A 12608-nucleotide genomic window follows, 5' to 3' on the forward strand; every position below is an offset into this window, starting at 1 on the left:
CGATATCTGGGGCGCCTAGGATGGGCCCATGATCGTCGCCTTCGTCAATCCCATGTCCACCCTGGTCAATACCGAGCCGACCCCCGAATCCGAACGCCTCGCCAGCGGACTGTCGCTGTTCCTGGGGAGCGCCGAACTCATCCCGGTGACCGGCATGGACGAGTCGGAACTGCTGTCGGTGCCCGCCGCATTCACGTCCTGGCAGATCCTCCAGCACGGCGCCGTGATCCTGACGCCGGACGGAGAAGAGGACGTGGCCTGGCGCCGCCTGATCATGGAGACCCAGGCCCTCCGTCAGCAGGGCCTCGAACTCACCCACCAGGCTGCCCTGCACATCACCCAGCTGGGTCAGCTGGGCCTGGACGTTGTGCTGGTCGAGCGCTATGGCCGGCCGCTGCTGGTGCAGCTGCGCCATCCCCACGGCCTGGATCTGGCCCTCGAGCAGGCCGAGCAGGCCCTGCGCGAGTGGCTGACGGACGGCCCGTTCCAGAGCGACCTGCAGGCGCGGCGGCAGGGGGACACCCTGAGCGTCCTGCCGCGTGAACTCACGCCGGCGAGCGCCGTCAATTACGTGATTGGGTACCTCGGAGACGAGACCGACCTGATCCTGGGGGTCAGCGCCCAGAGCAGCGACGCCGACTTCCTGGCCCTGTGTGATTACGCCCTGGTACCGGGCGCCAGTCCCTGGGCCACCCGCGTGCCAGACGAGGACGAGGACGAATAGTGCCGGCTGCTCGTCACGTGACGAGCAGCCGCGGGTGCCCTCGCCTACTCGCCCAGCAGCGCCTGCACCTGCCGCAGCAGCCGGTCGAGCTTGCGCCGCTTGGCCTCATCCAGGGACGCCAGGGTCTTGCGGTCGGCCAGCCGTTTGCCCAGCGGCGCCCAGGAGTCCTGAGGCGCGGCGGGCGCGGGGGAGACCAGGGCGCGCAAGTTCTGCACGGTTTCCCCCCCCTGGGCCATCATCAGCAGTTCCCGGCGGCGCTGGGCGTCCTCCACCCGGCCCACGACCAGCGCCTTGCGGTAGTCGAGTCCACCCCGCACGGCGTCCTGCACGTCGTCGGGAAGGTTCAGCACGGCGGCCCGGTTGCGGATGAACGAGTTCCAGGTCTCCCGGCCCAGCGCCGCAAACGCCCGGTCGAGGTCGGCGATCGCCGGGGCCTGCTGCTCGGCGTGCCGCTCCAGCGCGAACATCCGGGCCACCGCCTCGCCCTCGGGCACGCCCAGGGTCGCGGCGGCCACCTGCAGCTTGGCCCGCACCTCCTCGATCACGTTGAGATCCTGGCGCTGCAGGTTCTCGATGGCGGCGGCGATCCGCGCCTCATGGTCGTTCAGGGCGCGGATCAGCACCGGCACGCTACTCAGCCCGGCCCGGCGGGCGGCCCGCCACCGGCGCTCGCCGGCCACGATCTCGTAGGCGCCGGCGCCCAGTGGCCTGACCAGCAGCGGCTGCAGGACGCCCTGCTCCTGGATGCTGCGGGCGAGTTCCTCGAGCCGGTCTTCAGGAAACGATGTCCGGGGCTGGAAGACGCCCGGCGTCAGGGCGTCGGTGGGCAGGGTCGTCGCGGCCGGCTCGGCCAGCGCGTCCACCCCGGCCACCAGCCCGCTGAGCCGCGACCCGATGGCCGGCCGGGGGCGGCGGGTCACGCCTGCTCCCCGGCGCCCTGACCTGCGGCGCCCTGAATCTGCAGACCCTCGACCTTGAGCCCCGTGGCCTGGGCGATCTCGGCCGTGACCTTCAGGATGTCCCGGTGAACGGGCGAGCCCGGCGCGTACACCCCCACCGGCTGCCCGGCGCTGGAGCTGTCGTTCCACACGGCGCCCCGGTCGGCGATGGGACTGGCCAGCGGGTGCAGGATCTCCTTGAGGGCGCCGTACGCCTCCCGGTCGTGGGAGCGCCGTGCGTCGTACAGCGTCGGGACATACAGCGCCACCGTCAGATCCGGGCGCAGTTTGCGGTAGGTCGCCATGGCCTCTCCCAGCCCGGCCAGCGCGTTCATCCCCTTCTGACGGGTCGGCACCGGAACGATCAGGTGGTCGGCCGCGAGCGCCGCGAGGATCGCCAGCTGTCCCAGGCTCGGGGGGCTGTCGATCAGCACCACGTCGTAGTGCTCACTCACCTGGGCCAGCGCCTGCCGCAGATGCAGATGCGCCCCGACCACCCCCATCATCTGCCCCTCGGCCAGTGCCAGCGAGACGTCGCTGGGAATCAGGTGCAGGCCGTGAACCCGGGCAGGGGAGGGGAGAGGCGTCCCCTTCGTGGCCGTGTCATAGACGGTCTGCTCCTGGGTCACGCCGCTGACGCCCAGCCAGTCCGTCAGGTTGGCCTGGGGATCAAGGTCGATCAGCAACACCCGCTGCCCGGCTTCGGACAGGGTGTACCCGACGTCGCGGGTCAGGCTGGACTTCATGACCCCACCCGCATGATTGAAGAGCGTCATTGTGCGCATTGAAGAACAGACTACCGCGCCGCGGCGTGGGCGCAAGGCACGGTGTGTGCGCCGGGCACCCTTGTTGCTCGTCACATGACGAGCAGGAATAGGAAGCCAGTTCTCCTTGAGAGCCCAGAGAGTGGGTCTGGCACGTCGCTTTCTGGACACCCGCCCCCACGGGCCTATCGGACAACTTGCGCCGTTCCCGCCGCGGGGGTATCGGACAACTTGCGCCGTTCGGTGACCAAGCTCCCTCGTGCGGCACCAGTCCACCCCTCCAGTCCACCCCTCCTGCAGACTGACTACGGGGGTATCGGACAACTTGCGCCGTTTGGGGAGCTCCGACTATCGGACAACTTGCGCCGTTGCTCGTCCAAAGACCGTCGATATCGCTGAAAATCCCGGCCCCGGTGTCCTGACCATCCCCTATCGGACAACTTGCGCCGTTCGGGGCTCCAGGCTCGGACAACTTGCGCCGTTTTTCGGCGGAACTATCGGACAACTTGCGCCGTTTGGGGCTTCCGGGTATCGGACATCTTGCGCCGAAAGTATCGGACAACTTGCGCCGTTGGGAACGGAGGCCCGGACAACTTGCGCCGAAAGGGGGGTCAAACTATCGGACAACTTGCGCCAAACTATCGGACAACTTGCGCCGTTTCACCCGCTCGAGGCCGTCTAGTACGCGCCGAGCCTGGGCGCCTGTTGTTGACAACATATATTCTTTTAAGAAGTAGAAGATTTAAAAGATAAACAACAACAGGAGACGCCGTGACCGAAAAGGGAATCAAACGCTTCGATGAGCTGAACATCGCCAGGCTCAGCCTGATCAGTGTTCAGGAGCGGATTCCCTCGGACTACCGGGACTGGACGGTGGAACTGGAGGACGGCGATCGCCGCTACCGGGTGACCTGCCAGGCCCTCCCGGAATACGGCGTGCCGCACGGCATCGATACCGACATCAGCGCGGCGCTGGTCAACCTCTACATCGACCAGGGTTCCCCCACCGACGGCACGGTGACCTGCACCCCCTACCAGCTGCTCCAGATGGCCGGTCTCGACACCAGCGGCCGCTACTACGCCTCCCTGGACGAGAGCCTCAAGCGCCTGACCACCACGACCTACTTCATCGCCGAGGGCTGGCGCGACCATCCCAAGGGCCGCTGGACGAACGTCAATTTCCGCTACATCGACCGCATCGAGTTCACCTCCGGACAGGCCGAGCGGCTGGACGCCTCCAGCGTGCTGCGGATCACCCTGCCGCAGGAGATCTCACGCTCGGTGAGGGCCGGCTACATCAAGTCGCTCGACCTGTCGTTCATGCAGACCCTCAAGCGGCCGCCGACCCGCGCGCTCTACCGCCTGCTCGACGCCCAGCGCCGTGATCCGGAGAACCCGGACGCCGTGGCGATGGCCTATCAGGTCGGCCTGATGGAGTGGGCGGAGGCCTGCAAAATCGTCACCGACCGGCCCAGCATGGCGCAGCGCACGCTGGATTCGGCCCACGAGGAACTGATCGAAAAGGGCTTTCTCAAGAGCGTCGAGTACCTGGGCCGGGGCAAGAAGAAACTGCTGCAGTACACCTTCGGTGAGGCCTTCATCCCGCCCGATCCCGCGCTGCTGCAGGAACTGGCCGAGCTGGGGGTGACCCAGACGCGCGCCCTGCAGCTGGTACGCGAGCATGGCGAGCACGGGGTCGAGGACGCGGTGGTTCGGTGCAAGGCCATACTGGCCGGGGGTTACAAACCGCGCAGCAAACCGGCGTTCTATGTGGACGTCCTGAAGAACCCAGGCAAGTATCAACTGCCTGAAGAGGCCAGGGCGGCCCAGAAAGCACCCTCCAAGGCTCAGGTGACCAAAGAGAGGGGTGCAGTTCAGCCCAGCCTCTTCGAGACCCCTTCACGGGCCGCTGAGGAGGAAAGCCGGGAGGAGGAGCGTTTGCGGACGCTCCCCCGCGAGACACAGGTCGAGGAGGTCATGCGGACACTGACCTTCCTGCTGCGCAACGACCTGAAGCTGATCGAACTCGACACGCTGCGCCTGGCCCTGGACGAGGGCCTGGAGGATCCGCTGGAGATCAAGGCCTGGGCAATCGGGGGCATCGCCAGCGGGCAGAAGATGACCATCGTGCGCGACCTGCGGGCCCGCCTGAGCCTCAAGCCGCTGCTGGAGCCCACACGCTGACCCCTGGGCGGCTGAACCCGGGGGCAGCCGGATCCGCCAGGACTATCCCTGCTCCTCGGGCTCCAGCAGCTCCCGCGCTCCCGGCACGTCCCCGCCGGTGAGGCGTTTGGTCAGCCAGCGATCGAAGCGCGCCAGGTTGTCGGCCTGCCGCACATACGCCTCGTTGATCGCCCGCAGCCGCGCGTGCAGGGTTTTGAGCCGCTCATCGCTGATGGGCACGTCCTCCCGCGTCCAGTCGTGGCGGTAGCGGCCCTCGATGTCGTGGGTGGCGCGGCGCAGCGTGACCATGTCGCGCGCCTCCTCCAGGGGCATGCCCAGGGCACGCAGGTCGATCAGGTCGCGCAGCAGCCGCAGCGAGTAGGGGCCGTACAGGGCCCGCCCCGAGGCGGTCTCGTGATCCGGCGTCAGCAGCTGCAGCTCGGCGTAATGCATCACGGTGCGGCGGGTGACCCCGGCCTCACGGGCCAGCTCGGCGGTGGTGTAAAAGGGGATGGGCGGGACGGTCATCAGGGCACCAGGACGACCTTGCCGGTCACGCGGCGTTCCAGCAGGGCGCGCAGGGCCTCCGGGGCGCGTTCCAGCTCATAGCGGGCGCTCACCAGGGGCCGCACCGTGCCGGCCTGCACCCAGCCGGCGAGCCGGGCGAGGTGCCGGGCGTTGGCCGCCGGATCGCGGCGGGCGAACTCCCCCCAGAACACGCCCACCAGCGCCGCTCCCTTGAGCAGCGGCAGGTTGAGCGGCAGGCGCGGGATCTCGCCGCCAGCGAAGCCGATCACCAGGTAGCGCCCGCCCCAGGCGATCGACCGGAACGCCGGTTCCGCCAGCGCGCCGCCCGCCGGGTCGAAGATCACGTCGGGCCCCCGGCCGCCGGTCAGCGCTTTCAGGCGCTCCCGCAAGTCCTCGGAGGTGTAGTCGATCACCTCGTCGGCGCCGTGCCCCCGGGCCACCTCGGCCTTCTCGGGCGTGCTGACCCCGGCGATCACCCGGGCGCCCAGCGCCTTGCCGATCATCACGGCCGCCAGCCCCACGCCGCCGGCCGCGCCCAGCACCAGCAGCGTCTCGCCGGGCTGCACCCCCCCGCGGTCGATCAGGGCGTGCATGGTGGTGCCGTAGGCCAGCGGCAGGGTGGCCGCGACGTCGAACTCCAGCCCGTCCGGCAGCGGCGTGACCACCCCGGCGCTGGCCCGCAGGTGGCTGGCGAAGGCGCCGGTGCCGGTGAAGGCCACCACCCGCTGCCCGACCTGCAGGTGTTCCACCCCTTCGCCGACGGCCGACACGACGCCCGCCGCCTCGGCGCCCGGCGTGAAGGGGAGCGGGGGCCTGACCTGGTACTGGCCCATCACCATCAGCGCGTCCGGGTAGTTCACGCCGGCGGCGCGCACCTCCAGCACCACCTCGCCGGGGCCCGGCTGGGGATCAGGGAGGAGCTGCACCTTCAGGTGCTCGGGCTCGCCGAAGGCCTCGCAGATCAGGGCGCGCATGGCCGGCCACCCTTCCTGAGCACAGGAGTCTTGAACACGCTGGGGGTCATGGACGCATCTTAACGCGGGCGTTCAAAGTTGACGTTCACGGAAACCCTGGCTAGGCTCAGGCGGATTCCCGCACTCCGGCCCTGGGTTCAGTCCCCCCGCTGACCGGGGCCCGCCGCTGATCCCCCTGCTCCCGCCCCGCAAAGGAGTTTTCCCATGGCCCCCCTGCTCAACCGCCGCGACCTGCAGTTCCAGCTCTTCGAACTGCTGGACACCGCCCGCCTGCCCGAGCGGCCCCGCTTCGCCGACCACTCCCGCGAGGTCTATCAGGACGTGCTGAAGCTCGCCTACAGCGTGGCCGAGCGCCACTTCGCCAACCATGCCCGCGCGGCCGACCTGAACGAACCGCACGTCCAGGGCGGCCGGGTGGTGCTGGTGCCGGAGGTAGAGGGCGCCATGCGCGCCTTCCGCGAGGCCGGCTTCTTCTCGGCCCACCACGACGAGGAACTGGGCGGCCTGCAGCTGCCCTGGGTGGTGATGCAGGCCGTGATGGCCCACTTCCAGGCCGCCAACATCGGCTCCAGCGGCTACCCCTTCCTGACCATCGGGAACGCCAACCTGCAGCGGGTGTTCGCCTCGCCCGAGCAGCAGCGGCGCTTCATGCGGCCGCTGATCGAGGGCCGCTGGTTCGGCACCATGGCCCTCTCGGAGCCGCAGGCGGGCTCGGGGCTGGCCGACATCACCACCACCGCCACCCCGCGGGAGGACGGCACCTACGCCGTGAGCGGCAGCAAGATGTGGATCTCGGGCGGCGAGCACGAGCTGACCGAGAACATCGTCCACCTCGTGCTGGCGCGCATCCAGGGCGGGCCGGCGGGTGTGCGGGGCATCAGCCTCTTTCTCGTGCCGCGCTTCCGGGTGGACGGGCAGGGCGGGGTGGGGGAGAGCAACCACGTGGTTCTCGCCGGACTGAACCACAAGATGGGCTACCGCGGCACCACCAACACCCTGCTGAACTTCGGCGAGGGCGGCGAGAGCATCGGCGAACTCGTGGGCGAGCCGGGACAGGGGCTGGCGCAGATGTTCCACATGATGAACGAGGCGCGCATCGGGGTGGGGCTGGGCGCGGTGATGCTGGCCTCGTCGGGCTATCAGGTCAGCCTGGCGTACGCCCGCGAGCGGCGCCAGGGCCGCCCGCCCGGCAGCCGCGATCCGCTCAGCCCGCCCATCCCGATCACCGGGCACGCGGACGTGCGCCGCCTGCTGCTGCGCCAGAAGTGCGTGGTCGAGGGCGGGCTGGCACTGTGCCTCTACGCCTCGTCGCTGGTCGACGACCTGCAGACCGGCCCCGAAGCGGAGCGCGCGGACGTGTCGCTGCTGCTCGACCTGCTCACGCCGCTGGTCAAGTCCTGGCCCAGCAGGTACGCGCAGGACTCGCTGGGAGACGCCATCCAGGTCATGGGCGGCGCCGGCTACACCCGCGACTACCCGGTCGAGATGTACTACCGCGACAACCGCCTGAACCCCATCCACGAGGGCACCGAGGGCATCCAGGGCAACGACCTGCTGGGCCGCAAGGTGACCCAGGCCGGGGGCCGGGGCCTGGCGCTGCTGTGGGCCCGGATGCAGGCCGATCTGGACGGCGCGGCCGGGGACGGCGTGGCCGACGAGATCCGCCGCGCCGTCGAGATCGCCGCCGGGCAGGCCCGGGACGCCCTGCAGTCGGTCACGTCCCGGGCCTCCACGCTCGGGCCGGAGCTGTACCTCGCCAACGCCAACGCCGCGCTGGACATGCTGGGTCAGCTGGTCGTGGGTTGGATGTGGCTGCGCCAGGCCCGGGCCGCCGCGCGGGCGCTCCCCGAGGCCACCGGGGACGACGCGGCCTTCTACCGGGGCAAACTGCAGGCGGCGCGCTTCTTCGCGGCCCACGAGCTGCCCAAGGTGCGTGCCCAGGCGGAGCTGCTGGCCAGCGCCGACCGCAGCACGCTGGACATGCAGGATGACTGGTTCTAGGCGGCAGATCCGCGCTCCCCGTTCCTGATGGCTGGCGCAGGCGGCTCAGCCGGGGGTCAGTTCAGCACCTTGCTCCCGCCCGCTTCGGCGCGGGTCAGCACGATCAGGGTGAACTCCGGATGCACGTGCAGGATCAGGTCGCGCTGCAGGTAGCGCAGGGTCACCGTCTGGAGGGCATCGTCCATGAACTGCTGGCCGATCACGCGGGCCGTGTTCACGAAGTAGACCGCGAAGGTCAGCAGCTTGGGGTCGAGGGGCTGGCCCACGTTGCCCAGCAGTCGGTGCTCGGCGTTGAGCAGGGCCAGCGCCTCGGCGTGGCCGCCGCTCTGGTAGTGGCTGATCAGCCGCCCGGCATCCTCCAGCGCCCGGCTGGCGGGGGTGCCCGGCTGGCCGCGCGGATCCGCTTCGGGCCGGGCAGGCTCCTGCGGGGCCAGGGCCACCGGTTCAGGCGCCGTGGGGGTGGGAACCTCCTCTGCCGGCGCACGGGCGGGCGCCGCAGCTTCCGCGCGGGCCGGCAGCAGGCCCTCGACCATCGGGATCAGCTCGTCGGGGCTGAAGGGCTTGCGCAGCACGGCGGTGGCGCCGGCGTCGCGCGCCTGCTGACGGATGTCGTCGTCGACGTTGCCGCTCATGAGGATCACCGGCACGCTCTGGAAGCGGGCCTGCTGGCGCAGCGTGGCGCACAGTTCCAGGCCGCTCATGCCGGGCATGATCACGTCCACCATCAGCAGGTCGAAGGACGTGGTCTGGTTCTGGAGCGTCTCCAGGGCCTCCTCGCCGCTCACGGCGCTGAGGCTGGACAGGGCGTGGCGCTTGAAGGTGATTTCGAGCGCCTTGCGGACGCTAATGCTGTCATCGACGATAAAGATCTGTGCCATGGGGTTCCTAGGGATGCCGGACGCTGGATTCATCCAGATCGACGGCGAGTTCGATGAGAAGGCGGGCTGTGGACTGCGTGAAGTCGCTGGCGTGGTGAAGCTGCACCTCGGGGGCGCGGTAGAAGCTGAACTCGGTGGCCTGGTGCCGGTCGATGAAGCGCAGCAGCGAGAGGATGGCCTGTTTGCCCGCCAGCCCGCCGAATTCGGCGTACACCACCCGGCCGGCGTTCATGGCCAGGTGCCCGGTGCGCTGCGAGCCGCCCTCGGGACGGGTGGTGACCAGCCAGTGGCCGCTGAATTCCAGCTCCGCCACCCAGCCCAGGAACTCCGGCAGGCCGAAGCTCCCGACCAGGCCGGCCAGTTCCGGCGCCAGGGCGCTGTTCATGGGCGGCGGATACTGCGCCGAGTCCAGCCCCAGGTGCTGGAAAGCGCGGGCCAGCACCTCCGGCCCGGCAGGCAGCGTCAGGAAGCGGTGGTCGTCGGCGGAGTCGGGCGGGCTGGGAATGAGGTAGACCGGCAGCCGGCTCGACGAATGATCACCGGCCACCACCGAGCAGAATTCGGCCCCCGTCATGTCCGGCATCTGGGCGTCGCAGATGATGGCGTCCACCGGCGTGCGTTCGAGCTGGGTCAGCGCGTGCAGGGCGCCCTCCGCGTGGATGGCCTGCACGCCCGCCTGCGCCGCCAGGTGGCCGTACATGACGGCGCGTTCGGGACTATTGAGCACCGTGAGCAGCGAGCGCGCGGTCATGGGCGGGTTCCGGACGCGGCGCCCACCGCCGGCGCCATGTCCGCTGCCTCAGTGGAGGCGGCGGCCACGATGCTGGCCATGCGGCGCAGCAGCAGCGCCTCGTTGATGGGCTTGGTGAAGTAGTCGGTGGCGCCCATGCTGAAGGCCAGCCGCTGGTGCTTCTCGCCCGCCCGGGTGGTCATGATGACCACCGGCAGCGCGGCGGTGGCCGGCCGGCCGCGCAGCGCCCCGAGCAGCTCGAAGCCGTTCATGCGCGGCATCTCCAGGTCGCTGACCACGGCGTCGAAGCCCGCGTCCTGCTGCAGCCGCTCCAGGGCGTCCTGACCGTCGTTGGCGGTCTGCACGTCGAAGCCGGCGCGGGTGAGCATGTTGCCGACCACCCGGCGCACGCTGAGCGAATCGTCGACCAGCAGCAGCCGGCCACGGCGCGGCTCGGCGCCGAGCTGTCCCTCCGCGCGCAGCCAGGTTTCGGGGCGGCGCGCCAGCCGCAGCAGGCCCTGGGCCTCCAGCAGCGGCAAGACCTCACCGGACGGCGACAGCGCGGTGCCCGACAGGAAGTCCAGCGCGCCCAGCAGCGTGTCCGGCGGGGTCACGGCGCTTTCCTGGATCGTGCCGAAAGAGTCCACCCGCGCGGCTACGTCGCCCGAGAGCGTGGAGAGCACGACCAGCGAGAAGGTGTCCCCCGGGGACTCCACGCCCCACAGCGCGCGCAGGTCGACCACCGGCACCCAGCGGCCTTCAAAGGGCGCCAGGGAGCCGTGCTCGCTGACCCGGGTCTCGGAGGCCGGCAGTTCACGCAGCGCCCGCACGCTGTTCACCGCGAAGGCCAGCTCGACCTCGCCGACCCTGACCTGCAGGATGTCCATGATGCGGCGCGTGGTGGGCAGCCTGAGCGTGAAAGCGGTGCCCTCGTCAGGAACCGAGCTGATCAGCAGCTCGCCCCCGAGCTGGCGGGTGGTGGTGGCCACCACGTCCATGCCCACGCCACGCCCGGCGACGGTGCTGAGGCTCGCGGCCGTGGAGAGGCCCGGCAGCAGGATCAGGCGGGCGACCTCGTCCCCACTCATCAGGCCCAGCTCCTGGGCCGAGCGCAGCCCGCGCGCCAGGGCCCGCTCGCGGATGGCCTCCAGATCCAGGCCCTGGCCGTCGTCCTGCACGGTGATCTCCAGAAAGCCGCCGCGCTGCGTGGCCCGCAGCTCGACCCGGCCGCGCGCCGCCTTGCCGGCCGCGGCGCGCTGGTCGGCGCTGCCCAGGCCGTGGTGCAGGGCGTTGGTGAGCAGGTGGAGCAGCGGTTCGCCCAGCCGCTGCAGGGTGGCGCTGTCGACCTTCAGGTCGTCGCCCACGGTCACGAACTCCAGGCGACCCTGGTGCTCGCGCGCCCAGCGCCTGAGCCGCGCCGTGACCTGGGAGAAGGGCAGGCGGCTGGTGCGGGTCACGTCCGCGCGCAGCCGGCGCAGCAGCTTGCCCATGGCGTCGTGTTCGTCCTGCAGCTCGCCCACGGCCGCGCTCAGGCGCCCGCGCACCTCGGCGAAGTCGGCGCTCAGCTCGGTCACCCCGCGCGCCAGGATGTTCAGGTCGCTGTAGGTATCGAGCTCCAGCTCGTTGAAACCCTCGGTGGGGTTGAGGCCGGCCAGCTCCGGGCGCGCCTCGCCCTCGGCGCCGCGCAGCATGTCGGGGTTCAGGTGCCGCTCCTCGAAGTCGCGCACCATGCGCTGGAAGCGCAGCTGGCTGTCCTGCATCCCGCGCTGCAGCTCGTCGAGCCGCGCCAGGGCCTGGCCCAGCCGGGCGCGTGAGGTCACCAGCTCGCTCATCTGATCCATCAGCCCCTCGATCTGGCGGGCTGGAACGCGCAGGGTGGCGTTCTGTGGAGCGGCCGCCGGGGCAGCGGACTCGGAGGCGCCGGCCTCAGGCGCGCTGGGTGCGGGTGAGCCGGGCTGCGGCGCCTCCCCGCTCGCCAGCGCGGCGAGCCGGGCGGCCTGGGCGCCTATGCGCTCACCCAGCGTGCCGGGGGCGCCGGCCGGGGCCTCGGCGGTCAGCAGCAGGGCGTCGGCCAGATCGGCCGCCTGCCGGAGTTCCTCGCGCAGCGGGGCGTCCAGGCGCGTCAGGCCGTCGCGGGCGGCGCCCAGCACGTCCTCCAGGCGGTGGGCGAAGTCGCCCAGGGGCGGCAGGCCCACCATGAACGAGGAGCCCTTGATGGTGTGCGCCGCGCGGAACATCACGTCCAGATCGGGCTGGGGTTCGTCGAGCTGGGTTCGCAGGTGGCCCAGGTGCTCGCGCACCTCCGGGGCGAAGTACTCCCAGACCTCGCCCTGCTCCTGCACGAAGGCGCGCAGGGTGCCCTCCAGGGTCGAGCCTCCCGTGCCGGGGTCGGCGGCCGCGTCCGACCTTTCGGCGGGCTCATCCAGCCCCGTCTCATCCAGCGCCGGGTCATCGTGCGGCCCCGAAGGCAGGGGGCGAGGCACGAAGGCCAGCGGCTGGGCCCGCAGCACCGTCTGGAGCTGCGTGGCGCCCCCGGCGCGGCTGAATTCCAGGCCCAGATCGCTCTCGCGCTCGCCCTGCGCCGCCCGGTTCAGGCCGCCCTCCAGCACCCTGACGGCGGTGTGCAGCAGCTCCAGGAAGGGGGCACGCAGCGCGCCGCCCAGCTCCGGTCGGGCGTCCAGCACCCTCTCCAGCAGCGCCGCCATGCGGGAGAGCTGCGGGAAGCCGTACAGGCCGGCACTGCCGCGCATCCGGTGGGCCAGCACGCCCAGGGAGGTAAGCCGGGCCTGGTCGCCGTCCTCCGGGGCCTGACCCTGCAGGCCCTCCACGCCTGCGCGCAGGGTCGCCAGATCGGTGCGGGCTTCGGTCAGGAAGCTGTCCAGGAGACCACTTCGTTCCACAGTGTTCA

10 protein-coding genes are annotated in these 12608 nt (G+C 70.7%); 3 read left to right on the top strand and 7 right to left on the bottom strand.

The features are described from left to right. Nucleotides 1-28 precede the first annotated feature (28 nt). Nucleotides 29-724, top strand: a complete 696-nt coding sequence (locus tag CVO96_RS16715) for an HAD family hydrolase (protein WP_103313596.1) — start codon at nt 29-31, stop codon at nt 722-724. A gap of 44 nt (nt 725-768) precedes the next feature. Here CVO96_RS16715 and CVO96_RS16720 read toward each other — a convergent pair whose 3' ends face one another. Further along, entirely contained in the window at nt 769-1644 is an 876-nt protein-coding gene (locus CVO96_RS16720) for a ParB/RepB/Spo0J family partition protein (RefSeq protein WP_103313597.1), read from the bottom strand. Next, the gene (locus CVO96_RS16725) at nt 1641-2447 is read right to left on the bottom strand and encodes a ParA family protein (RefSeq protein ID WP_103313598.1); all 807 of its coding nucleotides are present in this window, start codon (nt 2445-2447) and stop codon (nt 1641-1643) included. Before CVO96_RS16725 ends, CVO96_RS16720 begins: the two co-directional genes overlap by 4 nt. A gap of 750 nt (nt 2448-3197) precedes the next feature. Here CVO96_RS16725 and CVO96_RS16730 point away from each other — a divergent pair. Then, nucleotides 3198-4610: a replication initiator protein A gene (locus tag CVO96_RS16730; protein ID WP_103313599.1), complete on the top strand. Its 1413-nt coding sequence runs from the start codon at nt 3198-3200 to the stop codon at nt 4608-4610. 42 nt (nt 4611-4652) lie between these two features. Here CVO96_RS16730 and CVO96_RS16735 read toward each other — a convergent pair whose 3' ends face one another. Continuing rightward, on the bottom strand, nt 4653-5117 hold the full coding sequence (locus tag CVO96_RS16735; protein WP_103313600.1) for a MerR family transcriptional regulator: 465 nt from the start codon (nt 5115-5117) through the stop codon (nt 4653-4655). Next, a complete protein-coding gene (locus CVO96_RS16740) occupies nt 5117-6091 on the bottom strand; it encodes an NADPH:quinone oxidoreductase family protein (protein WP_103313601.1) in 975 nt (324 codons plus the stop codon). The genes CVO96_RS16735 and CVO96_RS16740 overlap by 1 nt, the downstream gene beginning before the upstream one ends. A gap of 204 nt (nt 6092-6295) precedes the next feature. Here CVO96_RS16740 and CVO96_RS16745 point away from each other — a divergent pair, with 204 nt between their 5' ends. After that, nucleotides 6296-8092 carry an acyl-CoA dehydrogenase gene (locus CVO96_RS16745; RefSeq protein ID WP_103313602.1) on the top strand — a complete coding sequence of 599 codons (1797 nt, stop codon included), beginning with the start codon at nt 6296-6298 and terminating at the stop codon, nt 8090-8092. A 56-nt stretch (nt 8093-8148) separates the two neighbouring features. On the opposite strand, the gene CVO96_RS16750 is transcribed toward CVO96_RS16745, so the two are convergent. From CVO96_RS16750 to CVO96_RS16760, 3 genes are read right to left on the bottom strand one after another with little or no spacing between them, the layout of a single operon-like run. Further along, nucleotides 8149-8970 carry a response regulator gene (locus CVO96_RS16750; protein WP_165795400.1) on the bottom strand — a complete coding sequence of 274 codons (822 nt, stop codon included), beginning with the start codon at nt 8968-8970 and terminating at the stop codon, nt 8149-8151. A 7-nt stretch (nt 8971-8977) separates the two neighbouring features. Further along, complete coding sequence (locus tag CVO96_RS16755; RefSeq protein WP_103313604.1) at nt 8978-9721, bottom strand: DUF4388 domain-containing protein; 744 nt, start codon at nt 9719-9721, stop codon at nt 8978-8980. Further along, nucleotides 9718-12600, bottom strand: a complete 2883-nt coding sequence (locus tag CVO96_RS16760) for a hybrid sensor histidine kinase/response regulator (RefSeq protein ID WP_243398476.1) — start codon at nt 12598-12600, stop codon at nt 9718-9720. The genes CVO96_RS16755 and CVO96_RS16760 overlap by 4 nt, the downstream gene beginning before the upstream one ends. Nucleotides 12601-12608 lie beyond the last annotated feature (8 nt).

It is taken from the genome of Deinococcus koreensis, from assembly GCF_002901445.1.
Lineage (GTDB): Bacteria > Deinococcota > Deinococci > Deinococcales > Deinococcaceae > Deinococcus > Deinococcus koreensis.

What these genes read in the sequence shown, in the direction of transcription:
- CVO96_RS16715 (WP_103313596.1), top strand. Translation starts at nt 29, where the DNA reads ATGATCGTCGCCTTCGTCAATCCCATGTCCACCCTGGTCAATACCGAG.
- CVO96_RS16725 (WP_103313598.1), bottom strand. Translation starts at nt 2,447, where the DNA reads ATGCGCACAATGACGCTCTTCAATCATGCGGGTGGGGTCATGAAGTCC.
- CVO96_RS16735 (WP_103313600.1), bottom strand. Translation starts at nt 5,117, where the DNA reads ATGACCGTCCCGCCCATCCCCTTTTACACCACCGCCGAGCTGGCCCGT.
- CVO96_RS16740 (WP_103313601.1), bottom strand. Translation starts at nt 6,091, where the DNA reads ATGCGCGCCCTGATCTGCGAGGCCTTCGGCGAGCCCGAGCACCTGAAG.
- CVO96_RS16745 (WP_103313602.1), top strand. Translation starts at nt 6,296, where the DNA reads ATGGCCCCCCTGCTCAACCGCCGCGACCTGCAGTTCCAGCTCTTCGAA.
- CVO96_RS16750 (WP_165795400.1), bottom strand. Translation starts at nt 8,970, where the DNA reads ATGGCACAGATCTTTATCGTCGATGACAGCATTAGCGTCCGCAAGGCG.
- CVO96_RS16755 (WP_103313604.1), bottom strand. Translation starts at nt 9,721, where the DNA reads ATGACCGCGCGCTCGCTGCTCACGGTGCTCAATAGTCCCGAACGCGCC.